We start from the raw sequence: 23,779 nt of genomic DNA, 5'->3' as shown, positions 1-23,779 counted from the left end.
ATTTGCCTTTACGCAAAATAATTATATATACGAAAAAAAGAAAGGGGAATGCATAAAAAATGGATGAGGCTATAATTGTTAAAGATTTGTTTGTATCGTATCAAGGGAATCAAGTAGTTCAAAATGTCTCCTTCGATATTGAGAAAGGGAAGCTCGTTGGAATTATTGGTCCAAATGGAGCGGGGAAATCTACTTTAATGAAAGCTGTATTAGATTTAATTCCAAATGATAAGGGATATGTCCAAATCCTTGGAGAGGATATTCGAAGCATTAGAAAGAGTGTTGCATATGTACCGCAAAGAAGTGATATAGATTGGGACTTTCCGATTACAGTTTTAGATGTCGTGCTAATTGGAACGTATCCATCTTTAGGTATGATGAAAAGACCGAAGAAAGAGCATCGGGATTGGGCGTTTGATTGCTTAAAAAAAGTCGGAATGGAAGAGTTTAAAAATCGCCAAATCGGTGAGCTGTCAGGTGGACAACAACAACGTGTCTTTTTGGCGAGAGCTTTAGCGCAAAAGGCGGAAATATTCTTCTTAGATGAGCCGTTTGTCGGAATTGATGTAACAAGTGAAGAGACAATCATTAAAATTCTTAGGGAACTACGTAAAGAAGGAAAAACGATTGTCGTTGTCCATCATGATTTAAGTAAAGCAGAATCGTATTTTGATAAATTACTATTAATGAATAAAAGCTTAATTCATTACGGAGAAGTACGCCAAGTATTAGAACCAACTGTTATGTCAAAAGCGTATGTGAATCAAGGAATATTGTTTAATAATGCAGCGGAGGTACATTCATCATGAAGATTGTAGAATTTATAGATGCATTAACGCAGTATAGTTTTCTGCAGAAGGCGTTATTAACTTCCGTTATGGTAGGCGTTATTTGCGGCGTAATTGGCTGTTTTATTATTTTACGAGGTATGGCATTAATGGGTGATGCCATTTCACATGCTGTTCTTCCAGGAGTAGCGCTTTCTTATATGATTGGAATGAACTATTTTATAGGAGCGGTTTTAACAGGTGTTATTACTGCAGTAGGAATCGGATTTGTAAGTCAAAATAGTCGTATTAAACATGATATGGCGATAGGAATTATGTTTACATCTGTTTTCGCTGTAGGGATTATTTTAATTACCTTTATGAAGAGTAGTTCTGATTTGTATCATATTTTATTCGGGAATGTCTTATCCGTTCGTTCTTCTGATATGTGGATGACACTGATTATTGGAGTGGTCATTATTGGTCTTGTAATGTTGTTTTACAAAGAATTACTCGTATCCACGTTTGATCCAACGATGGCGCAAAGCTATGGATTACCGAATAAATGGATTCATTATGGCTTAATGATTCTCCTTACAATGGTTACAGTAGCTTCACTTCAAACTGTTGGAATTATTCTAGTTGTTGCCATGCTTATTACACCAGCGGCTACAGCGTATTTATTAACAAATCGTTTATGGGTCATGATTTATTTAGCGGCAGGAATTGGTGCACTTTCATCTATAGTAGGGCTGTATTTTAGTTTCTCGTATAATCTTGCTTCAGGTGCAACAATCGTTCTCGTTGCAACATTCTTGTTCGCGCTGGCATTCTTTTTCTCACCGTCACAAGGTTTGTTTTGGAGAGCTATTAAAATTAGAAAAAATAGAGCAGAGTTGTCATAATGGATTGGAGGATAATGATGAAATTAAAAAATATTTTATTATCGGTAATTTGTATTTTCGTATTTGCGTTAACAGCGTGTTCTAGTAACACAAATGGGAAAGAAGAGGGTAGTGGAAAATTAAAAGTTGTAACAACATACTCCATTATATACGATATGGTGAAGCAAATTGGTGGAGATAAAGTTGAGATTCATAGTCTTGTTCCAATTGGAGCTAATCCACATGAATATGATCCACTACCGAAAGATGTTATGAAAATGACAGATGCAGATATGGTGTTTTACAATGGGCTAAACTTAGAAGAGGGCGGAGCATGGTTTAAAAAACTATTAAAAACGGCAAATAAATCAGAGAAAGATGCACCGGTTTATAAAGTAAGTGAAGGTGTAGAAGCTATTTATTTAGAAACAAAAGGATTAGAAAAAGAACCAGACCCACATGCTTGGATGAATATTAAAAATGGTATTGTATACGCTGAAAATGTGAAGAAAGCATTAATTAAAGAAGATCCTAAAAATAAAGAGTTCTATACTAAAAATGCGGATAAGTATGTAGCAGAACTTCAAAAATTACATGATGAGACAGTAAACAGAATTCATCAAATCCCTGAAGAAAAACGTTTCTTAATTTCTAGTGAAGGTGCTTTTAAATATTTTGGAAAAGCATATGGCATTAAGACGGGATACATTTGGGAAATCAACTCAGAAAATCAAGGTACACCAGATCAAATTCGAGATGTTGTAAGTTTAATTCAAACAAACAAAGTGCCAGCTTTATTTGTTGAAACAAGTGTAGATCGACGTAGTATGGAAACTGTTTCAAAAGAAACAAACGTACCAATTGCAGGGACAATTTTTACAGACTCACTAGGTAAATCAGGTGAGGATGGAGATACTTACTTAAAAATGATGAAATGGAATATAGATACCATTATTAATGGGCTAAAAAAGTAGGATCTATCTGTTTTTCAATGTAGCGTAACTATTGAATTTTTATAAAATAAGAGATGAAAGAGCTAGCTCATATGAGTTGGCTCTTTTATTTATCCCAATATTTGCGGGCGGATAAGATCCCCTCCTTAAAAATTCAGCGAATGGGAGGGAGGGCTGCCCGTAAAATCCCAATGAATATGTACTAATAATCAGTGGGGGTGACAAAACTTCTAATAATTAAAGTTTCATTTTATAATTTTTACTTTATTAAAAGTAGATTTGTTAGAAAGGATAATCATTTATTGATATAATGAATGGATGCGAAGCAGGAAATAGATAGAAAGATACTGCTAGTAATTTATACTAAAAATGTAGGGAGATTGAACAGAGTTATGGGGAATGAAAAAGAAATTAGTTCCGCTAAATTAATATGGAAGATGACGCGCCCACATACATTAACGGCGACGTTTTCACCTGTAATTTTAGGGACAGTGGCATCACTTTATGTTGCCGAAATTGATTGGCTTTTATTTATTGCGATGATGCTTGCATGTTTAGCGCTGCAAATAGCAACGAACTTATTTAATGAGTACTATGATTTTAAACGTGGACTAGACACTGCTGAATCCGTTGGCATCGGTGGCGGAATTGTCCGTCATGGATTGAAACCAAAAAATGTGTTAACAGTTGCGCTTTTATTATATGTAGTAGCAGCTTTTATTGGCATTTATATTTGTATGAATAGCAGCTGGTGGTTAGTTGTCATTGGTTTAATTGGGATGGCAGTTGGCTATTTATATACAGGCGGTCCATTACCAATTGCGTACACCCCGTTTGGAGAATTAGTTTCTGGATTGTTAATGGGGACATGTTTTGTACTCATTGCTTTCTTTATTCAAACGAATACTGTAACGATTGAAAGTGTATTGATTTCCATTCCAATTGGAATTTTAGTAGGTGCAATCAATATGTCGAATAACATCCGAGATATCGAAGAAGATATTAAAGGTGGAAGAAAGACATTAGTAATCCTCCTTGGGAGAGAGAAAGCTGTAGTAACACTAGCGGTAGCCTTTTTCATTGTATATTTATGGATTGCAGTAATTGTATTAATGGGTTATATAAGCCCTTGGGCATTAGTTATGTTCCTAGGTTTGAGAAAGCCAATTTCTGCGATTCAAAGTTTCCAAAAAGGAGCAAAGGATCCTGGGTATATGCGCATCGCAATGAAATCAACAGCGATGACAAATACGATTTTTGGCTTCTTATTATCAGCAGGATTATTAATTAGTTATTTGTTTTAAATGAAAAATATTGTTAAATAGCTTAACCCCAATTTCTCAATTTTAATATAGAGAGATTGGGGTTTTTATTTTGACTTTGTTTAATGTTAAAAACAGTTTTATTTGAAATGAAAATACCAATAAATTGCAACTTCATCATTTTCAATATCCAAACCTTTATAAACAAGAAAATCAAACCCACCAATTACAAATCCACATTTTTCATAAAATTTACATGCTGTGACATTATTATTTTGCGTTTCAAGCATGATACCTGGCATATTGCCTTTTTTTGCCCACTGCTTTGCTTGATCAACTAATCTTTTACCAACTCCGAGTGAACGATATTTTTTATCCACTGTTATATCTTCTATGTAAGCATAGTGGTTCCAATTCTTTTTCAATACTATTAATCCGATGATTTGGTTATGTAACAGTGCTATGTAAATTACTTGATTAGGTTTATTTATATATTCATTGTAAGCCAGTTCTTCATTATCATCTTGATTTTGTAAATAACTTTTTTCATAACTCGGAACGTCTTCTACTGTATATTCTATACGTCTATTTACTTTGGAAAGAGAAAGAATTAACCGAGCATTCACTATAAAACTGTCATCGATCTTCGGGAAATTGTCTAAATCATTTTTTTCTAACTCTCTAATTAAAAGATTCATCGGAGCACCTCCACATAATAATATTTCTTCTAGTTCTTTATTTGATTCAAATTAATTCCAATTACAAAATTATAATAGAATTTCAATAGTATGGCTAACTCAGTATTTTATCTTTATAACAGCATGCTATTATCTTGATATAAAAATTTTGTTTAGAAAGAGTAGTATTTTTTATTTTGGATGTATATCCAGTTTTCAAATTTAACTGTATTAGAGAAAACAATATTTTTCTAAAGAGTGGATGCAATAAGTTATTCTTTAACTAATTTCGACATTATCTGCATTTTATCTTCACCTTCCTCTATTAATCTACTTATTGTAAATATCAACTGGAGTTAATGCTTAGCTGTATAAATAATGAATATGAAAATTAGTAGGGAAAGGATCGAAACATAATGAAAGAATCACAAAATAAGAAAAAAACAAATGTAGGAACTAAGGCAATACTATCTCTAGGAGTTGTTTTAGCAACGACCTTTTTCACGTTCTTTTTAATAGGAAAATGGAACTCTATTCCAGCGAAAGGAGTAGCTAATGAAAGTATTAAGCTAGCTAATACGCAACAACAAAAAAAGAAAGAGGACACATCACTGGCAAAACAGAAAAGACCTGATGGAAAACCGGTAGGAAAGGTTGTTTATTTAACATTCGATGACGGTCCTAGTGAATTAACTGGGAAATTTTTAGATGTACTAAAAGAACAAAATGTTGCCTCGACATTTTTTATGCAAGGTAGCAATTTACAAAATACAGGTTTTCAGGAAAATGTAAAAAGAGCGGTAAAAGAAGGACATTATATTGGTGCTCATAGTATGACACATAATAGTGATAAGCTATACAAAAAGGGACAATTTGTACCGGAGATGAAAGAAACGTTAGCTCTGATCCATAATATTACGGGTACAACTCCTAAACTAGTTCGTCCGCCATATGGATCTGCACCGGGATTAAAGGGTGAGGAAATTCGTAATCAAATTGTAGAAGCAGCAATAAAAGTTTGGGATTGGACAATAGATTCAAATGATTGGAAACTAAAAGGTAATCCACAGCAAATTATAGAAAATGTAAAGCGTACAACAACAGAAGATGTGGAAGTAGTTCTAATGCATGAAAAACCACAGACATTACAAGCGCTTCCGGAAATTATTAAATTTTATAAGGAAAAAGGGTATGAATTCGGGGTATACAATGAAGCGGATCATTTTCAACTAAATTTCCAGAAAGATCAACGTCTATAGTATCAAATAAATAAATTAAGAGCATGTTCTGATTCATCTTTCTTCAGGACATGCTTTTTTTGCTTGTTTCTATAACCTCATTATTACCAATTTAACAAAGCATCAGTTACAAGTTACTTTATGGATACCTCATTTTAAAATAACTAACTTATAGAAAAAATTGAATAATTTTCATGTGTAAGGAGATTTTAAGAAGGATATAGAGGAGATATTTTCCTTTTGTTTTCTAGATAAATGATTACTTACCCAAAACATTATAGTGGAACGGTTTCTAAAGCGTTTCTGTCAAGAAATCCTAACACTAAAGTTCAAGTATAAAAACATAAACCATTCGATAAATGGGGTAGTATGATGAAAAAACTTAGTAGAAAGCGTTTGAGAAAAGATATTCAGGAACTTGAGAGTGCAAGTATGCTACTCCAAAATGATCAAGAGTGCGAACTCAAGCAGAGTGTATCTGCGAATGAAGAAGTTTTGAGACAAGTTTTTGAAAATTGTTCCGATATTGTTTTTCGTCCAATAATCATAGATAGTCAAAATAAAATTCTTTTTATTTATATAGATGGATTAGTTGACACTAAAGTTGTGGAACAAGTTGTTTTGAAACCAATGATGTTCGAAGGTCTGCCTAGTGGAGTAAAGAGTGTGGATTCGGTAGGAGAAATTATACAAAATCAGCTAATTGCGGTTTCTCAAGTAAAGACAATTTCAAAAGTTCGTGAGGTTATAGAAGCGGTATTGAAAGCGAATATCGTTATTTTAACAGAAAGAGAGAGTCAAGCTCTAGTCGCTGATTTAAAAGGTTTTGAAAAACGAGGTATTGAAGAGCCGGCTGCCGAGATCTCTGTTCGTGGCCCTCGGGACGGGTTTACGGAAACGATAAGGGTCAATACGAGCCTGATTCGCCGAAGAATTCGAAGCCAAAAACTAAAAATGGAACCTTATTCGATTGGGGAATTGTCACAGACAGATGTGGTAATTGCCTATATTGAGGGCATTGCACCTGATTTGGTTTTGGATGAAGTTCGCCAAAGGGTAAAGCGAATTCAAATTGATGGAGTGTTGGAGTCAGCTTTCATTGAAGAGTTTATTGAGGACCAACCCTTTTCGCCCTTTCCACAAATTCAAAATACTGAGCGGCCAGATGCGGTTTGTGCAAGTTTATTAGAGGGGAAAGTCGCTATTTTAGTCGATAACACACCTTTCGTTTTGATTGTTCCTATGACATTTTGGACAGGTCTGCAAGCAGCGGAGGATTATTATGAACGCTCCATCTACACAACTTTTGTTCGATGGATACGTTTAATATTAATTAATATTTCATTATTTCTTCCCTCTCTCTATGTTGCTATTACAACCTTTCATCCTAAATTAATTCCGACAAATTTGCTTATTAGTATTGCAGCTGCGAGAGAAGGCATTCCTTTCCCGGCTGTCATAGAAGCGCTAATGATGGAGTTTTTATTTGAAGGTTTGAGGGAAGCGGGGGTTCGGTTACCAAAACCTGTTGGATCCGCAGTTAGTATTGTTGGAGCACTTGTTATCGGGCAAGCTGCTGTGCAAGCAGGTATTATTTCGGCACCTTTGGTCATTGTTGTGGCGACGACCGGTATTGCGTCATTTGCGTTCCCACGCTACAACTTAGGAACGGCTTACCGGATGTTACGCTTTCCTATGCTGTTATTGGCAGGAATGCTCGGGCTATACGGTGTTGCAATAAGTACCCTTGCGATTTTGATTCATTTAACTAACATTCGTTCTTTTGGCATTCCGTATTTAAGTCCAGTTGCACCTCAGACTCCTTGTGATTTAAAGGATGTTTTTCTCCGAACACCTCGTTGGAATATGACCCACCGCCCAATAATGGTATCTGGTGAAGAGAAAGTCCGTTTTCCAGGTGGACAAAAGCCAGATGAGAAACGGGGAGGGGAAACAGAATGAGCCTGCACAAGGCACTCTGTATGATACTGGTCATTTCTTTATGCTTCTTGACGGGATGTTGGGATCGGACAGAATTAAATGATTTGGCAATAGAATTAGGATGGGGACTTGATCAAGCGAAGAACAATAAGATTGAAATTAGTGCTCAGTTTATTATTCCATCAAAAATGGGAATGGGACAGAGCGGAAGAAGTAATGCAGGAAAAGCGTTTTTTACAGAATCGGGAACGGGAAAGGATACACATGAAGCTATACAAATGATGCAAACAAAAATGTCGAGAGAAATTTTTCGAGGGCACCAGCGTGTAATATTGATTGGAGAAAAAATGGCTAAAAGTGGTCTTGCTCCAGTTTTAGATGCATATAGCCGCGATCCTGATATTCGATTACGAGTAGGTGTGTTCGTCATAAAAGGGAATACTGCAAAAGATTTTCTGAAAGCATCCATCCCTTTAGAGTCTATTCCGGCACTTGGGGCACTTAAAGAGCATATGCAAATAGAGGCAGCGGGAGATATGTCTTTGTTAAATTTTCTTATTGCTGGTACGAGTGATGGAATCACCCCGATTTTGCCCGTTATTAAACTAAATGTGTCTCCTAAAAAAGGTAAAACCGTGGTCAAAGGGTTTCAAATTGTAGGCGGTGCTATATTTAACAACGATTTCAAATTGGTAGGATACTTGAACATGCAGGAATGGTTAACTACTCTTTGGATAGTGAATCGTTTAAGTAAACAGACAGTTACAGCAACGGCCTCTAAAGGAAATGGTAGTGCAAGTTTATATATGACAAAGATCAATAGAAAAATCATACCTACTATACAAGGGGACACAATTAAGTGTGACATTGTTTTTTCTGGTGAAGGAACAATTCAGGAGAACAATACGAATTTAGATCTTTCGAAGCCAAAAAATCTTACTCTTTTAGAACATGTATTGGAAAAACAGTCCGATAAGGAAGCTCTCCAAACTATTAAAAAGGTTCAAAAACAATACGGAACCGATATCTTTGGATTTGGAGAAGCCATTCATCAAAAATATCCATCCGAATGGAAAGGGTTAAAAAAGAATTGGAGTAAACAATTTCGAAAAGTGGAGGTTTCTGTTCATACAAAGCTTACTATTCGGCGAGTAGGACTGACTGGACCACCGTTGCAGTTGAAGAAAAATGAAATGAAAAAATAAGGAGGAATATAGAGTGTGAGAAATTCGATGAAAATCTCTGGCAGGCAAATCTTTTGGATGATGTTCACATTTGAAGTGGGACAATCACTCCTTCTAGTTATTCCAGCGACGATTCGTACTGTCAAACAAGATGCGTGGATCTCGATTTTGATTGCAGGAGTGATAGGGGTTGCTCTTACTTTTTTGGCAACTACACTTGGTTCGCTTTATCCGAAACAAACTCTCATTGAATTTAGTCAAACTATTCTTGGTAAATGGCTAGGAAAGCTACTGATGATTCCTTACTTCTTTGGGTGGTACATGATAATTTGGATAACCGTCCGTGAATTTGGTGAATTCATTATTATCGCTTTGTTTCATAATACACCTTTGTGGGTCATTGTCTTTACTGCGATGTTATTGCTCATTTTTATCATTTACCAAGGAGGGGTGGAAGGTATTGGACGTTTAAGTGAAATCATAGGGCCAATTGTACTTTTAATGATAACGTTTGTAATCATTTTGAATGTTGGCAATATGAATTGGGATTATATGCGGCCTATTTATCACGATTCTGGCTGGCTTCCCATCCTTAAAGGTTCCTATACCCCTGTAGCCGCATTTTTTGGAGAGGCTGTTATGATGATGATGTTCGTTTTTTTTATGGATAAACCAGAGCAAGCGTCATCAAGGGCGATGTTGGGGGTAGGATTAGCCGTTTTCATGGTAACAATCGGAACATTAGCGGTCATTTTAACATTCGGTCCGAATTTATCTTCAAGTTTTTTGTATCCGGTTTACGATTTGAGCCGATACATATCTGTCATGGAGTTCATTCAAAATGTGGATATTTTGATAGTTATTATTTGGTTTTTTAGTATTTTTGTGAAATTGGCGTTATACATGTTTATCGCTTGTTATGGAACAGCACAAATATTTCATTTGAAGGATTGGCGAAAAGTAGCGTTAGTTCTTGCTCCTATTTCGTTTATCATAGCTGTGTCAGTTAAAAATATCCAGACATTTACCCATTATTACTACATATTTTTCGTAATTCCAATTGCATTACCCATTTATGAGCTAGGGATTCCTTTACTGTTATTGGTGGTTGGCAAAATTCGAAGGAAATATGCATAAACCCAATCGGTAATATGTTTGGAGGGCAGGTATACTTTTAGGTTTTTGAATAATATAAAAAGAGAAAAATCCTACTCATAAGTGTAGGGTTTTTTGTTTGTATATTACGTTACAAGAGTTTCCTTATTTTCTTCGGAATGTCTTTTTTAGAAATCTATGCAACAGAGCCTTTATAGTAAGAGTATCTTGTTGGGGATAATCAAAAAACGCATATCGCAATATAAAAATTCACTTTAATACTAAAGGATACATGACAACGATTCGTATAAATTCTTCTCAATAATTGAAAATAAAATCAATCCAGATTATTATATTGTTATTGTAATTATAAATGTAATTACATTTTATTGAAGGAGGATACATAGATGAAAAACTCAAAAGGCTCGATTGAATCAGAGATAAGCAAAGCAATTACTCACTGGGAAAAGGACTACCTAGGACGCGGATCTATATCCGTTAAGACAGATATATTGCGGGATATGATTATCGTAAATTTACAAGGTATTTTAACGCCGGCTGAATATACTGTTTGCGAAACAAAAGACGGTATGCTAACGATAAAGAAAAATCGTTCGGAGCTAGTTGAATCTGGAATTGAAGATTTGAAAGAGATTATTCTAGAATTAACTGGAGAAAAAGTGAAAAGCTTTCATACGGATATAAGCTCCCGTACAGGTGAACGAGTAATGATTTTTAAATTGTTTAATAATCTTGAGGAAAAGTTTTAAAAATAAAAAACAGCTTAAGATTAGGGGGAAATAAACTGAAAATGTAGCGGGAGGATTCAGAAGTCTACAAGTTTTGCGCTTTATTTAACTTTATTAACATGCTAATAATAAAAATTAAGTTATTTAAATGTAATAAAGCTTAACTCGAATTACTCTAAAAAATTAATAAATAAATTGACAAACTGCTTAATATAGTTTATCTTATAATTGTTTTAAAAAATTAATAGATGCTTATTTTAACTGTTTGCTATAATTAAGGCTTTAGCATTTTTTTAATATGTAATATTGACTAAATGAAAAAGTTTCTTAATTAAAAGATAGCGCATAACATAAATTGATATATTGATTGCATAATCTAGGAGATCAGAGATATACTGTTATTTTTAATAGGAGTAATACATACATTACTATCCTCTATAAAATGGGAGCTCTTCAAAAAACTTTATTGAAGTTAGTTGAAGTGAAACCGACAATCTCCATAATTCAATGATGATATAAAATCATTGAATTATGGAAGTTGTCGGTTTTTTTTATGGGAAAAAACGATGCACTAAAAAGAGTGAATGAAAATTGAAATTTAAAAAATTATCTTAATTAAAAGGAATTTTTATAGGTTATTTTCGCTTAGAAGGGAGTATTTAATATGTTAATTTCGCTGAGTTCATCAACACTGTTAACATTATTTTTTATGGCGCTTAGTGCTTCTTGGCTAAGTGGATTATTGTTTTTAAATGCAAGGATGCCTTTACGTTTTGTTCATATCCATATTGGTATCGCTGCTTTGCCTTCATTGATTTCTTTACTCGCACTTGTTAATAACAATGGAGATAGAGTTGTAGGGCCTTGGCATCTAGATACTTTAGCTTGGTTAATGGCTTTCTTTGTTCTTACAATTGGTTTAATCATTCAGCGTTTTTCTGTACGTTACTTAATGGGAGACCGCTCATATCGAAAATACTTTGTACTTTTTACATTTACTACAGGTGTATCTTCGGTTGCATGGTTAAGTGATGATTTTCGCTTAATGCTCATTTTTTGGGGAGCAACGCTTATAGGATTGGTTCTACTCATAGGGCTAAATAAAGGGTGGAAAGTAGTTAGCGAAGCAACAAAAATCTCTGGCTATTTATTTACAATAAGTTGGATTGCGTTGCTATCAGCTATCATTTGGCTTTTTCAAGTAACAGGACAGTGGCAATTAACATCAGTTTTAACGAATGAAAATGTAGCGCTACATGGAACATTGGAGGGAACAGGAATTAACTTATTAATTATATTAGCGGTAATGATTCCAGCAGCACAATGGCCTTTTCAAAGATGGTTAATTGAGTCTGCTGTTGCTCCAACTCCTGTTTCTGCTATTATGCATGCGGGTTTAGTAAATGCTGGTGGTATCATGTTAACTAGATTTTCGCCTCTTTTTCATGATGATATTGCACAAATCATTTTACTTATTTTCTCTAGTATTTCTGTCTTAATCGGAACAGGAATTAGTTTAGTCCAAGTTGATTATAAACGTCAGCTAGTAGGTTCAACTATTGCGCAAATGGGATTTATGCTTATTCAATGTGCATTAGGCGCCTATTTAGCGGCTGTTATTCATTTAATTTTACATGGTTTGTTTAAAGCTACACTGTTTTTACAAGCTGGTTCTTCAGTGCAACGTTTTGGGGTAGTGAATCAGTCTAATGAAAAAATGCCCAATTTATGGATTATATTCGGGCGTGTTTTAGGATTATTTATAGCAATTACTTTCTGGTTTATGACTTCTGGAGAGGGATATCAACTAGTTAGTGCGTTAATCTTAGGCTGGTCACTTTATTTTTCATGGAAACAGCTTGTTGTTTTTGGAGAGGGAAGAATGGGACGAATTGCTGGCTTAATTGTTTTGATTGGATTTTCTCTCATTTACTTTACTGTTCATAATTCTCTTTATAAATGGTTGCATACTGACATTTATCAAAGTGTTCAACCTTCAGTTCCAGCCGTTATCTTTGTTATATGTATTTTACTATTTAGTAGTGCTATTAGTACTTTCGTTACTCGTAATCAATCTTCTACTTTATTCGCTGTACTTTATCTTTGGTTAGTTCGAGTAGGTGAGGCGAGAAGAAAGTCAGTAGAAAGTCACCCAAGCTATCTGAAACATTATGTATCAAAGGGAGGTAATTCGTGATGAGCATAACGTCAATATTAAAGAAAAATACAAACATTGATATGCAAGAAAATAATATAAATGATTTAGTTGCATCTGCTAGCCGAGTGATTGCACCACTTTGGCCTATCTCTACGTTTGCAGCTCACCACCCTTGGATGGGACTTGAAAAGCAATCATTTGAACAAGTCGCAAATTGGTTAAAAGAAGCTCGTAATGTGGATATTTATCCTAGTGCCTCCATGATTCATTCGGCAAAAGCGAAAGGTGAGATTGAGGAATCATTTTTACAAAGTAGTTTGTCTCGTTGGCTGGATTCACAATCTTTTCATATTCCGCGAGAGAAAGCAGAGCGATTTTGCCAAGCAGCTTTAAAGTTAGAGAAATTACCTTCTAGTCTATTATCATCGCCAGAATTAAATAAACTGGCAGACGAAATGAGTTATATAAATACAGGGAGTATGAAAGCCTCTGTTATGCAGCCAATAAGTTCGCTTATAGAGAATCACAATAGTGAAAACCTATCTGATATTCTTAATTATCATATCATTAAATGGTGTAAATTATATCTTGATGACTCCGGATCAAGTTGGACGATGCCAAATCGAGAGAAAGGTTTTTATCGTGCATGGCAACACCTTATTAAATTTGATCCAGCGCTCAGTAAAAATGAGCGTAAAGTTTTAAAAGATTGGCCACAAGATGCCCAAGTAGCTTTAGCGAGAGCATTATTTGAACTAGGAATTTCTGAATCTAACATACAAGCTTACCTTGAAGGGCACTTACTTTCTTTGCCTGGGTGGGCAGGAATGATACGATGGCGCTCACAACAATCAATTCAGGAACAGGAACTCCTAATAGAATATTTAGCAGTTCGAATTTCTATGGAGCTGGCTATTGCAAAACCTTATTTACCTTTAAAACATCAAAAGGTTGAGAAAAAAGTTGCACTCGTCCCGCTTATAGCTTCTTGGATCTATTGGGGAGATATTTCAACACGGGAATGGTTACAAATGCCTGCTGCTGAACAAAGCGAATTGTTAGCATTTGCATATCGTTTTGATGAAAATATTCGCAGAAAACTTTGGCTCGAAGCTTGGGAACAGACGCATGCAGAGCAATTAAGGGAGAAGATTTCTTCTAAACAGCGTGTAACTAATGATAAAAAGCATGTATTAGCTCAATTAGCATTTTGTATTGATGTACGTTCAGAACCGTTTCGTCGCCACTTAGAAAAACTAGGTCCGTTTGAAACGTTTGGAATAGCTGGTTTCTTTGGATTACCAATTGCGACTAGTGAACTAGGTAGTAATGACAGCCATCCTTCTTTGCCAGTTATATTAAAACCGAAGCATCAAATAAAAGAGCTCACAGATGAAAACGAATTTAAATCTTATGAGCAACGTAAGAGGGTAGGCAGTTCGGTGCGTTATACATTTAAAACGATGAAACAGAACGTACTGACAAGTATGGCGCTACCTGAGTTAAGTGGTCCTTTACTTGGTCTACAGATGGTGACAAGAAGCTTTGTCCCAAGAGGAGTTGGTGGTTTCATTCGTAACCTTCGTAAAACTATGTTACAAAAACCTGATACAACATTCTCGCTTAATCATGTTCATGACACAAAGGGCGAGATACCTATCGGTTTTACGAAAGAAGAAAAAGTGAACTATGTGCGTCAAGCTTTAAAAATGGTGGGACTGACAGAAAAATTTGCTCCTTTAGTTGTAATGTGCGGACATAGTAGTCAAAGTACGAACAATCCTTATGCTGCAGCACTTGAGTGTGGTGCTTGTGGAGGAGCAGCAGGAGGATTCAATGCAAGAGTTTTCGCTACTTTATGTAATCTTCCAGAAGTAAGAGAGGCGTTGTCTGCTGAAGGCATTAAAATTCCTGAGGATACCATTTTTGCAGCAGCTGAACATAAAACAACAGTGGACGAATTGGAATGGATTTACGTCCCAGAACTTTCGGAAACTGCGCAAGAAGCATTTGATTGTATTGAGTCAATTATGCCAAATGTGAGCCAACATGCAAATAGAGAGCGTTTAATGCAATTACCTAATTTTAAAACGGAAATAAACAATCCTAGTAAAGAGGCACATCGATTTGCAGAAGATTGGAGTGAAATACGTCCAGAATGGGGATTAGCTCGTAATGCATCTTTTATTATCGGACAGCGTGAATTAACTCAAGATTGTGACTTAGAAGGCAGGGCTTTCCTTCATAATTATGATTGGAAACAGGATGAAAGTGGCGATATATTAGCTAACATTATTGCAGGACCAGGAACAGTTGCGCAGTGGATAAATCTACAATATTACGCATCAACTGTAGCTCCTCATTATTATGGTAGTGGAAATAAAACAACCCAAACCGTAACGGCGGGTCTCGGTGTTATGCAAGGGAATGCTAGTGACCTGTTGCCAGGCTTACCTTGGCAATCTGTTATGCAGTCAGATAGTGAGACGTATCATTCACCACTTCGGTTACTAATTGTCATTCAAGCACCTATTGAATATATAGAACGTTTGTTAAATAATGATTTCACATTTCGAGAAAAAGTTCAAAATGGATGGGTTAGACTTGCAAGTGTTGATCCAGAGGGACGCTGGAAAAACTGGTAACAATTATTATTGTTACTAGCTTAAAAGTTTCATAAATACAATAATGAAGAAGGAGTGCTCCATATGAATTCAAAGAATAAAAAAGTTTTATTATTAACAGACATTGAACACGGAATAGAGCCTAGTATACAACAAGTAACTAACATTCACCAAGAAAACATGTTGACTATACACAGCTATGATTCTGTAATTGTACATCCTTATGGAGATATAATGAGATCTATTATTATTGCTATTTATCAAGAAAATGTTAAAGAAATTTTTGTTGTCGGAATAGAGGATAAAGAAACGTCTTCAGTTAATCTACAAACTCAACGTGATTTCATAAAAGATAATATAGAATTAGACTATCTCTTTAAAAATTGCATGCCTGAATTTTTAAGTGGTAGCCTTAATCAATGGCTGAGTGGACAAAAAAATGTTAGTGAAAATATTGAAAAGAGTATAGATATGATTCGTCATCATCCATTAGTACCTTCTGATATTGAAGTTCATGGTTTCATAATTGATAGAACGGGTGAAAAAGAAACGGTTGTTAAAGTTTCTGCTAATAAAGTAGTGAAACAAATGCATTCTTATGTGTAAGTTATCGATAGATAAGCAACTTTTATTTGGACTTGTGTCCTTTACAAAGAGCAAAAGAAATCTTCTATAAATGGAGATCTTTTGCTTTTTTTGTTTGGATTTTTAATGTGTTTTATACGAGACACTTAATACATAACAAAATAAAAATATATAAATTTTTGCATGAAAATTTAAATGCGGATTAGCAGGTGATAATAAAGTTAATCGTAAAATAGAAGTGTATATTGTGATTTATCCCGCTTTAACGGGCAGCCCTATTGGTGAGGGCTGATTAAAGTTTCACTTTATTTTAAGGTTATTATGAAAAAGAATGGAGATTCTTTTGTTATGAGAATAAAACAGTTAAAAACTAAAATGATATAAGAATAATTTTGATAAGAAGTATATAGTTAGAATGATTTGGAGATACAGATGGGGATATAACTATTTTATTTAGGATGGTGCACTTAAAATGGATTTACAGAAAGGGAAATTCTATTGGAACACAACTTTTTCTAATACACCTTCGTATCCTCGTTTGGACGAAGATATAAAATGTGACGTACTAATAATAGGAGCAGGAAGTTCAGGTGCTCAATCAGCATACTATTTGAGTGAATCAGATTTAAATATTGTTATCGTTGATAAAAGAAAGGTAGGACATGGAAGTAACCTTACAAATACAGCACTTATTCAATATTTAGGAGATAAGATGTTTTTTGAACTTGTAAATACATTTGGAGAAGAGTATGCAGTTAAGCATATGAAATTATGTGAACAAGCTATTAATGATATTGAATATGCTGATCAAAACTTGCCTTATTGCTCTGATTTTAAACGACGTGACAGTTTATATTATGCAAGTTATGAAGAGGATATAAAGAAATTAGAAAAAGAACTGTATTATTTACATAAGCATGATTTTAAAGCGACTTGGCTATCAGAGGAACAAATTGGACAGAGATATCCATTTAAAAAACGTGCAGCTATTTATACGTATAATGATGGTGAAATAAATCCTTATAAATTTACACATAGTTTATTAAAACAAGCTTCTAATAAAGGAGTTCAGATTTATGAAGATACAGAGATTGTTGGCAAAAAGTTAGAGAAAGAATGTGCTGTTTTTTATACAAAAGGGGGCAATTCTATTACTGCCAACAAAGTAATTGTGGCTGCAGGATATGAAGGTTTGGAATTTAAAAAGGAGAAGAACGCTACACTGATTAGCTCATATGCAATTGTGACTAATCCTGTGGAAGATTTATCTTCTTGGTATAAGCGTACTCTTATTTGGGAAACTGCGAGACCATATATTTATATGAGAACTACTGCAGATAACAGGATTATTATAGGTGGATTAGATGAAGATACAAACATTGCTCAAGAAAGAGATTCAAAATTAATTCATAAAAAAGAGAAATTAGTAAATGAATTTAATAAGCTCTTTCCAAATATAACAGTTGAACCTGAATTTTATTTAAGTGCTTTTTATGGTGGTACTCATGATGGTTTACCTATAATTGGAATGTATGAAGAGTTTCCAAATTGTCACTTTATCTATGCATATGGAGATAATGGATTAGTATATAGTATGGTACTTTCTAAAATTGTTCGAGATGTAATTATTAGCGGTTCAAGTCCGGATTTGAATTTATATTTACAAGCTAGACCAAAACTAAATGAGTAAGCTGCACGTATGCAAAATCATAGTATTTAGGGTACCATATAAAAAGCGCTATTTTAAATGCATTAGTTTAATGTGACTATTTGTTATGTTTATGAATGCTTAAATAAAGCATTCATAAACAATATTATTTGTTAAATCCATTCATCTTACTAAGTTCTGTTATTTGTATAATCCATTCTTTTTTTAGGTAGGGTAGAGTTGCTTGGATATTATGATATTCCCATTCTTCCTCAATGGTAGGATAAAGGTTAAATAAGTATTTTTCTTCATCATTTGTTACACTTGCTTTAGGATTGCCACTAAGTTTAAAATAAATGTCGCACCATCCGCTATAGTTTGTTAACATAAATAAAAAATTAGGACATGTGAATTCGATGAGGTATATTTCTTTCTCTAATTGAATATCTGATAGTAATTCCCTTGCAGTTTCAAAAGTAGGCTTCTTTTGGTAACCATTGCATGAATGCCATGCCCAAATGGGTAAATCTATAATAAAGTTAATACTATTCTGTTTCATATGTCTTACAATGTATTTATATGCTGTGATATCGTCTTTACTAACAAACATAGGATTGGCTATAAGCTTATCTTCATTCAAAAGTGTATTTATAGCATTTTGGTTTTGAAAAGTCCATAGGATTGTTGAATCAATAAATGTATTTAAGTTTGATTGTGTATCAAATTGTTTTCTCATCTTTCGCTCCATTTTCTTTTTTATTTTGCAGAATTAAGAATAAATATGACTAATCGTACAATAAGAAATACCTATGCTAGATACAATTGTAAATGCTTATTTAAAGTAACAGCAAGGAATAACCTTTTTATATAGAGTGTACAATACATGCAAAACAGGATTAAAGAAGATTTTAAATATAATATGAAATAGTACAAAATAAGAATTTGATATATCTTTTATATATAAACTATTAATTGAAGTTTGTAATTACACATTATAGTTAGTGTACTAACTATATAATTAGTGTGCTAACTATATTGGAGGTTATATGAATAATTTAGGCTATTTATTACACAAGGTAAGTATAATGACGAAAACAGAATTATCAAATCAATTAAAAGAATATAAAATAACAGCTCAGCAATGGTCTGTGTTAAAGGATATATCTCTTTATCCAAATGGAACCACCCCGGCTATGATTGCTGAAAGGCTCTTAGCAGACCGTCCAACAGTAACCGGAATTATACAAAGATTATTGCAAAAAGAATGGATTCTTATAAAACATAATCCTAAAGATAAACGGTCACATTTAATATTTTTAACAGATGAAACTAAGGCATTAATACAGGAGATAGAAAATGTAAGCAATGAAGTTATAAAAAATGCTACAGCTAGTATTCCTAAAGAGGAAGTAGAAAATACAGTTCGAGTTTTGCAAAGTATGATTCAAAATTTACAAAAAAATAAAGGGTGATTAAAATGATTTTAGTAACAGGTGCTACAGGGAATGTAGGAAAAGAGGTTGTAAAATGCCTAATAAAAAGAAATGCTACTTTCAAAGTCACAACGCGCAGTAGAGAAACTGAAGGAGTGTATTTTGATTTTGAAAACCCCTCATCTGTAAAGGTGGCTTTAACAGGTGTTACTAAAGTCTTTCTAGTAAGACCACCACATCTAGCTGATGCAAAAAAGTATTTCCAGCCTGTTGTAGATGCTGCAAAAGAAATAGGTATAAAACACATTGTATTTTTATCTTTATTAGGTGTAGAAAAAAATCCGATAGTACCTCATGCTAAAATTGAAGCTATGATAAAGTCTTCTGGGATCCCTTACACATTCCTAAGACCGAGTTTTTTTATGCAAAATTTATTATCACAACATGGTGATGAATTAAGAAATGAAAAAATAATTGAAGTACCTGCTGGTAAAGGGGAAACAAGTTTTATAGATGTACGGGATATTGGAGAAGTTGCAGCTAAAATATTAACCGAAGAGGGACATGAATTTAAAGCCTATTCTTTAACGGGAAATGAGGCATTAACATATTATGAAGTTGCTGCTATTATTTCAAAAATAATAAATAAAGATATTACTTATACAAATCCAAGTATATTTAAATTTAGAAAAAGAATGATTCAAAAGGGACTTAACAGTGACTTTATTTGGGTTATGATTGGAATATATACAACTGCAAAATTAGGGTTAGCTAAAAAAGTCACATCAGATTTATCGAATTTACTAGATAGAAGTCCAATAACCATGGAAACGTTTGTTTATGATTACAAAGAATTATTAATATAATAATGCAAAAGCAAAAAAGAAGATTATTCACATAAAGAATCTATTATGTTTTAAGAGTAAGAAAGGATAGCCATGCAAAATAAAATTATCGTTATGTTTCAAAAAGATTTTCGCTTATATGATAACCCAGCTCTATTTGAAGCTGTTCAGTCTGGTGAGGTTCTTCCTATATATATACAAGATGAAACTTTTTCAATAGGAAGTGCGGCAAAGTGGTGGTTGCACCATGCTATAATAGATATAAAGAAGCAACTTGAGGCATTGGGTTCTACTTTAATAATCCGCAAAGGAAATACACAGGAAGAAATACTTTCTCTCATAAAACAATTAGATATAACGGCTGTATATTGGAATAGTTGTTATGATCCAGACAGGTTAAAATCTAATCAAAAAATGAAAATGATATTAGAAGATAAAGGTATTATTTGTAAGGAATTTAATTCGCATTTATTGTTAGAACCGTGGATTATAAAAAAGAAGGATAACACTGAATATAAGGTGTTTACACCTTTTTACAATGCATTTCAAAAGCAGGTAATACCTAAACCTACTAGCAAAGTGCAGAGTATAAAGTGGGGAAGCTCTTTACCAGCAAGCTTATCTGTTTCAGAATTACACTTGTTGCCGACTATACCGTGGACATCTCATATGGAAGCAATATGGGATCCGACAGAAGAAGGGGCATATAAAGTATTTAAGAAATTTTTCTCTAGCAAATTAGCCTTTTATAGTGAAGGAAGAGATTTTCCAAATCAAAATGCTCATTCGATGTTGGCGCCATATCTTTCATTTGGCCAAATACCAGTGAAGTTAATGTATCACTACTTAATAAATAAAAGTACCGAAAGACAATGTAGTCTTTTTGAAAAACAAGTGATTAGTTTTATACGCCAATTAATTTGGAGAGAGTTTTCTTATTATTTGCTATATCACTATCCGTTTACAGTATATAAACCTCTTAATAAAAACTTTGAACATTTTCCATGGAATAAGGAAGAGGAGTTATTAAGAGTATGGCAGAAAGGTGAAACTGGTTATCCGTTTATTGATGCGGGAATGCGGGAGCTTTGGCAAACAGGTTTTATGCATAATCGGGCAAGAATGGCTGTAGCCTCTTTTCTTGTAAAGCATTTGTTAATTTCGTGGCAGGAAGGAGCAAAATGGTTTATGGATACACTACTAGATGCGGATATTGCAAATAATACAATGGGATGGCAATGGGTTGCTGGAAGTGGAGCAGATGCATCACCGTACTTTCGTATTTTTAATCCTATCACACAAGGAGAAAAGTTTGATAAAAATGGAGAGTATATAAGAAAATGGGTACCAGAATTAAGAGATATACCGAATAAGTATATACATAAACCTTGGGAAGCACCTGAGCATATTTTGCAAAAAGCCAATATAAAACTTGGTCATACATATCCTTTGCCAGTTGTTGATCATAAGGCAGCACGGGAGAGAGCACTTTGTGCATATAAAAGTATGAAAGAACTTGTATAAAATAAATGAATCAATATAAATTTCATATGTAAAGGTTACAATGCAAAGTATAGGAATATCTATTTACACATTAAAGTTTTATTCATTGAAAGAGCACACGAATCAAATAGAGTTTCTAAAACCTTCTATTAAAAAAGGAGAATGTTTATGAAAAAATCTAGTATTATAGTATTTTTACTAACATATGGTTTGTTTTATGTTTCTAGTATTTTATTTCCTATTGATCGTGCTTGGTATGATGCGTTAGAAAAGCCGTCTTGGACACCTCCTGGTATGACAATCGGCATAGTTTGGGCTGTATTATATGGACTCATTGCATTATCAGTTGCAATTATTTACAACAAATATGGATTTAAGCCAAAAACATTTTGGTTTATATTCCTTTTAAATTATATGTGCAATCAAGCGTTCAGCTATTTTCAATTCAGTCAAAAGAATTTGTTTTTAGCAACAGTAGATTGTTTACTTGTCGCTATTACTACGTTACTTCTCATAGCGGTTTCTTCCAAATTATCTAAAGTATCGACATGGTTGCTAATTCCGTATTTTTTATGGTCTGCATTTGCTACATATTTATCTTGGACAATTTATAGTATAAATTAAAGACGGAACTAAAAACTTGAGCATAATAAAAATGCTCGAGTTTTTATGTGTGTTAATGATAATCTAAAATATGGAATATATACATCTTAGGGAGGTCATCCTTGTGAAGAAATGGATAAAAACTACGCTGTACTCTTTACTAGCTATTTTAATTATAGGAAGTATTACTTTTTTGACTTGGTCTCAGTTTACTTATAAACCGACGAAAGAGGCTTTGTCGTTAGTAGATGATAAAAAAGATGAAGATAATATCGTTTTTGGAGCGAAAGATGCGAAAGTAGGGGTTATTTTTTATCAAGGAGCTAAAGTAGAAGCTGAGGCTTATAGTTACTTAGGAGAAGCTCTTGCAAAAAATGGGCACTTTGTAGTAATGCCTAAGTTACCATTAAATTTAGCGATACTTGGAATAAATGAGGTAGACAGTGTAATTGAAAAGTATCCGGAAGTTCAAAAATGGTATGTTGCAGGGCATTCAATGGGAGGAGCTATGATTTCTAAGTATGCCTTCCAACATGAAGACAAGGTAGACGGGATCATTTTCTTAGGTTCGTATCCTGCAGATGACTTTTCTACAAAATCGATTCCAATGTTATCAATTTATGGGGAAGTAGATGCTTTAGCAACTGTAGAAAAAATAGAGAACAATAAAAAGTTAATGTCGAAAAATAAAACTATGCACATGATAAAAGGGGGCAATCATGCTCATTTTGGCATGTATGGTGAGCAAAAAGGTGATAATGCTAGTTTAATTACGTCAAAAGCACAACGAGATGAAACAGTGAAAGTAATTGAAGAATGGTTATTGAAACAATGATAACAAATTTAATAAATCTACCGAAAGAATTTTCCCGACGGTAGATGGGAGAGATAATAAAGAGCCAAAACGTACGAATTGGCTCTTTTATTTATTTGCTATCTCCAATTGTCCCCTTATTTTCTCCGGAATATCCTCTTTAGAAATAATATCGTAAGAATACACATACTTTCCTTTCACATGAATTTTTAAGTAAGTTTTTCTTATAAAATCATTAGGGGTGCTAGTTCCTACTGTATATTTTTTCTCATTCCCTGATTCATCAACACCTTTTATGGTGTACATAGCTCGTCCTTTATGATGATAATCTGGAACACCATATCCTTTCGCAACGGCGTATACATTTTTTTCTTCAGCAATCGGATTAAATCTGTCTAAATCCCCACGTAATATGAAAGGTAGTAAGTATATAGGGAGGCCTATTCCTAATATGCAAATTACAAATTTTCTCATTATCGTTTCTCCTCTTGTTCATTTACATCATTCAGTATAGAAAAAAATTCTTATAAATATAGAGGGAAATTCCTTAAAGTTTTCTTAATAAAGTTTCACCTTGTGAAAAAAACTAAATAGAGCATTAAGCTTACGGAATGAATAACCAAATAACTTGTTTTCTTTATTTTTTGATATTTCTTAAGAACCTATCAAGAAATAAGTGAGTTTTAGTATTTAGAATAAATGTATCTTACAGTAATAAGAGAATTATCTAAATAAATGATAGTGAGAACAATTAAAGAAAACATCTAGTGGGGTGCTTTTTTCTTTTGAAACAGAGAATCTCATGGGTCGGTTACA

21 protein-coding genes are annotated in these 23,779 nt (G+C 33.8%); 18 read left to right on the top strand and 3 right to left on the bottom strand.

Annotation, left to right across the window (positions count from 1 at the left end):
- The first annotated feature begins 59 nt into the window (after positions 1-59).
- From BAQ53_RS15005 to menA, 4 genes are all read left to right on the top strand, one after another.
- Positions 60-809 carry a metal ABC transporter ATP-binding protein gene (locus tag BAQ53_RS15005; RefSeq protein ID WP_000343000.1) on the top strand — a complete coding sequence of 250 codons (750 nt, stop codon included), beginning with the start codon at positions 60-62 and terminating at the stop codon, positions 807-809.
- Entirely contained in the window at positions 806-1,672 is an 867-nt protein-coding gene (locus BAQ53_RS15000) for a metal ABC transporter permease (protein WP_000706184.1), read from the top strand. The genes BAQ53_RS15005 and BAQ53_RS15000 overlap by 4 nt, the downstream gene beginning before the upstream one ends.
- 17 nt (positions 1,673-1,689) lie before the next feature.
- On the top strand, positions 1,690-2,625 hold the full coding sequence (mntA, locus tag BAQ53_RS14995; RefSeq protein WP_000769184.1) for a manganese ABC transporter substrate-binding protein/adhesin MntA: 936 nt from the start codon (positions 1,690-1,692) through the stop codon (positions 2,623-2,625).
- Positions 2,626-2,996: 371 nt separating this feature from the next.
- Positions 2,997-3,908, top strand: a complete 912-nt coding sequence (menA, locus tag BAQ53_RS14990; protein WP_208905667.1) for a 1,4-dihydroxy-2-naphthoate polyprenyltransferase — start codon at positions 2,997-2,999, stop codon at positions 3,906-3,908.
- A 98-nt stretch (positions 3,909-4,006) separates the two neighbouring features.
- Here the strand turns inward: menA and satA are convergent, their stop codons facing one another.
- Complete coding sequence (gene satA, locus BAQ53_RS14985; protein WP_001050463.1) at positions 4,007-4,564, bottom strand: streptothricin N-acetyltransferase SatA; 558 nt, start codon at positions 4,562-4,564, stop codon at positions 4,007-4,009.
- Between the two features lie 395 nt (positions 4,565-4,959).
- On the opposite strand from satA, the gene BAQ53_RS14980 reads away from it, so the two are divergent.
- The 9 genes from BAQ53_RS14980 to BAQ53_RS14940 all read left to right on the top strand — a co-directional run bounded on the left by BAQ53_RS14980 (position 4,960) and on the right by BAQ53_RS14940 (position 17,807).
- Positions 4,960-5,802: a polysaccharide deacetylase family protein gene (locus BAQ53_RS14980; RefSeq protein WP_000665155.1), complete on the top strand. Its 843-nt coding sequence runs from the start codon at positions 4,960-4,962 to the stop codon at positions 5,800-5,802.
- Between the two features lie 348 nt (positions 5,803-6,150).
- The gene (locus BAQ53_RS14975; RefSeq protein WP_208905665.1) at positions 6,151-7,743 is read left to right on the top strand and encodes a spore germination protein; all 1,593 of its coding nucleotides are present in this window, start codon (positions 6,151-6,153) and stop codon (positions 7,741-7,743) included.
- Positions 7,740-8,927 carry a Ger(x)C family spore germination protein gene (locus tag BAQ53_RS14970; RefSeq protein ID WP_000052108.1) on the top strand — a complete coding sequence of 396 codons (1,188 nt, stop codon included), beginning with the start codon at positions 7,740-7,742 and terminating at the stop codon, positions 8,925-8,927. The genes BAQ53_RS14975 and BAQ53_RS14970 overlap by 4 nt, the downstream gene beginning before the upstream one ends.
- A 27-nt stretch (positions 8,928-8,954) precedes the next feature.
- A complete protein-coding gene (locus BAQ53_RS14965) occupies positions 8,955-10,043 on the top strand; it encodes a GerAB/ArcD/ProY family transporter (RefSeq protein ID WP_003301788.1) in 1,089 nt (362 codons plus the stop codon).
- Positions 10,044-10,408: 365 nt separating this feature from the next.
- Entirely contained in the window at positions 10,409-10,771 is a 363-nt protein-coding gene (locus BAQ53_RS14960; RefSeq protein WP_000798164.1) for a Na-translocating system protein MpsC family protein, read from the top strand.
- Between the two features lie 643 nt (positions 10,772-11,414).
- Positions 11,415-12,947 carry an NADH dehydrogenase subunit 5 gene (locus tag BAQ53_RS14955; RefSeq protein WP_000908946.1) on the top strand — a complete coding sequence of 511 codons (1,533 nt, stop codon included), beginning with the start codon at positions 11,415-11,417 and terminating at the stop codon, positions 12,945-12,947.
- Positions 12,947-15,553: a DUF2309 domain-containing protein gene (locus BAQ53_RS14950; protein ID WP_000029058.1), complete on the top strand. Its 2,607-nt coding sequence runs from the start codon at positions 12,947-12,949 to the stop codon at positions 15,551-15,553. The genes BAQ53_RS14955 and BAQ53_RS14950 overlap by 1 nt, the downstream gene beginning before the upstream one ends.
- Before the next feature lie 63 nt (positions 15,554-15,616).
- Positions 15,617-16,138 carry a carbonic anhydrase gene (locus BAQ53_RS14945; protein ID WP_001086240.1) on the top strand — a complete coding sequence of 174 codons (522 nt, stop codon included), beginning with the start codon at positions 15,617-15,619 and terminating at the stop codon, positions 16,136-16,138.
- 451 nt (positions 16,139-16,589) lie between these two features.
- Complete coding sequence (locus tag BAQ53_RS14940; protein ID WP_208905662.1) at positions 16,590-17,807, top strand: NAD(P)/FAD-dependent oxidoreductase; 1,218 nt, start codon at positions 16,590-16,592, stop codon at positions 17,805-17,807.
- A gap of 124 nt (positions 17,808-17,931) precedes the next feature.
- Here the strand turns inward: BAQ53_RS14940 and BAQ53_RS14935 are convergent, their stop codons facing one another.
- Positions 17,932-18,501 (bottom strand): DUF3841 domain-containing protein, encoded by a 570-nt coding sequence (locus tag BAQ53_RS14935; protein WP_208905661.1) that lies wholly within the window; start codon positions 18,499-18,501, stop codon positions 17,932-17,934.
- 310 nt (positions 18,502-18,811) lie between these two features.
- Here BAQ53_RS14935 and BAQ53_RS14930 point away from each other — a divergent pair, with 310 nt between their 5' ends.
- The 5 genes from BAQ53_RS14930 to BAQ53_RS14910 all read left to right on the top strand — a co-directional run bounded on the left by BAQ53_RS14930 (position 18,812) and on the right by BAQ53_RS14910 (position 22,984).
- Positions 18,812-19,237: a MarR family winged helix-turn-helix transcriptional regulator gene (locus BAQ53_RS14930; protein ID WP_208905659.1), complete on the top strand. Its 426-nt coding sequence runs from the start codon at positions 18,812-18,814 to the stop codon at positions 19,235-19,237.
- 5 nt (positions 19,238-19,242) lie between these two features.
- The gene (locus tag BAQ53_RS14925) at positions 19,243-20,064 is read left to right on the top strand and encodes an SDR family oxidoreductase (protein WP_000604776.1); all 822 of its coding nucleotides are present in this window, start codon (positions 19,243-19,245) and stop codon (positions 20,062-20,064) included.
- Positions 20,065-20,136: 72 nt separating this feature from the next.
- Positions 20,137-21,567, top strand: coding sequence for a cryptochrome/photolyase family protein (locus BAQ53_RS14920; protein WP_001179963.1), 1,431 nt, complete (start codon positions 20,137-20,139; stop codon positions 21,565-21,567).
- Between the two features lie 147 nt (positions 21,568-21,714).
- Entirely contained in the window at positions 21,715-22,170 is a 456-nt protein-coding gene (locus BAQ53_RS14915; protein WP_000749728.1) for a TspO/MBR family protein, read from the top strand.
- A gap of 103 nt (positions 22,171-22,273) precedes the next feature.
- Positions 22,274-22,984 carry an alpha/beta hydrolase gene (locus tag BAQ53_RS14910; RefSeq protein WP_208905657.1) on the top strand — a complete coding sequence of 237 codons (711 nt, stop codon included), beginning with the start codon at positions 22,274-22,276 and terminating at the stop codon, positions 22,982-22,984.
- Between the two features lie 87 nt (positions 22,985-23,071).
- Here the strand turns inward: BAQ53_RS14910 and BAQ53_RS14905 are convergent, their stop codons facing one another.
- Entirely contained in the window at positions 23,072-23,437 is a 366-nt protein-coding gene (locus BAQ53_RS14905) for a YxeA family protein (protein ID WP_061884351.1), read from the bottom strand.
- Positions 23,438-23,779 lie beyond the last annotated feature (342 nt).

The sequence above is a fragment of the Bacillus sp. B25(2016b) genome (assembly GCF_001679765.1).
In the GTDB taxonomy this organism is placed as follows: Bacteria; Bacillota; Bacilli; order Bacillales; family Bacillaceae_G; genus Bacillus_A; species Bacillus_A thuringiensis_K.
This window is presented reverse-complemented; position numbering and strand designations above follow the sequence as displayed.

Excerpts from the sequence above, each read along its gene's own strand:
- BAQ53_RS15005 (WP_000343000.1), top strand. The coding sequence starts at position 60 with ATGGATGAGGCTATAATTGTTAAAGATTTGTTTGTATCGTATCAAGGG.
- BAQ53_RS15000 (WP_000706184.1), top strand. The coding sequence starts at position 806 with ATGAAGATTGTAGAATTTATAGATGCATTAACGCAGTATAGTTTTCTG.
- mntA (WP_000769184.1), top strand. The coding sequence starts at position 1,690 with ATGAAATTAAAAAATATTTTATTATCGGTAATTTGTATTTTCGTATTT.
- menA (WP_208905667.1), top strand. The coding sequence starts at position 2,997 with ATGGGGAATGAAAAAGAAATTAGTTCCGCTAAATTAATATGGAAGATG.
- satA (WP_001050463.1), bottom strand. The coding sequence starts at position 4,564 with ATGAATCTTTTAATTAGAGAGTTAGAAAAAAATGATTTAGACAATTTC.
- BAQ53_RS14980 (WP_000665155.1), top strand. The coding sequence starts at position 4,960 with ATGAAAGAATCACAAAATAAGAAAAAAACAAATGTAGGAACTAAGGCA.
- BAQ53_RS14975 (WP_208905665.1), top strand. The coding sequence starts at position 6,151 with ATGATGAAAAAACTTAGTAGAAAGCGTTTGAGAAAAGATATTCAGGAA.
- BAQ53_RS14970 (WP_000052108.1), top strand. The coding sequence starts at position 7,740 with ATGAGCCTGCACAAGGCACTCTGTATGATACTGGTCATTTCTTTATGC.
- BAQ53_RS14965 (WP_003301788.1), top strand. The coding sequence starts at position 8,955 with ATGAAAATCTCTGGCAGGCAAATCTTTTGGATGATGTTCACATTTGAA.
- BAQ53_RS14960 (WP_000798164.1), top strand. The coding sequence starts at position 10,409 with ATGAAAAACTCAAAAGGCTCGATTGAATCAGAGATAAGCAAAGCAATT.
- BAQ53_RS14955 (WP_000908946.1), top strand. The coding sequence starts at position 11,415 with ATGTTAATTTCGCTGAGTTCATCAACACTGTTAACATTATTTTTTATG.
- BAQ53_RS14950 (WP_000029058.1), top strand. The coding sequence starts at position 12,947 with ATGAGCATAACGTCAATATTAAAGAAAAATACAAACATTGATATGCAA.
- BAQ53_RS14945 (WP_001086240.1), top strand. The coding sequence starts at position 15,617 with ATGAATTCAAAGAATAAAAAAGTTTTATTATTAACAGACATTGAACAC.
- BAQ53_RS14940 (WP_208905662.1), top strand. The coding sequence starts at position 16,590 with ATGGATTTACAGAAAGGGAAATTCTATTGGAACACAACTTTTTCTAAT.
- BAQ53_RS14935 (WP_208905661.1), bottom strand. The coding sequence starts at position 18,501 with ATGAGAAAACAATTTGATACACAATCAAACTTAAATACATTTATTGAT.
- BAQ53_RS14930 (WP_208905659.1), top strand. The coding sequence starts at position 18,812 with ATGAATAATTTAGGCTATTTATTACACAAGGTAAGTATAATGACGAAA.
- BAQ53_RS14925 (WP_000604776.1), top strand. The coding sequence starts at position 19,243 with ATGATTTTAGTAACAGGTGCTACAGGGAATGTAGGAAAAGAGGTTGTA.
- BAQ53_RS14920 (WP_001179963.1), top strand. The coding sequence starts at position 20,137 with ATGCAAAATAAAATTATCGTTATGTTTCAAAAAGATTTTCGCTTATAT.
- BAQ53_RS14915 (WP_000749728.1), top strand. The coding sequence starts at position 21,715 with ATGAAAAAATCTAGTATTATAGTATTTTTACTAACATATGGTTTGTTT.
- BAQ53_RS14905 (WP_061884351.1), bottom strand. The coding sequence starts at position 23,437 with ATGAGAAAATTTGTAATTTGCATATTAGGAATAGGCCTCCCTATATAC.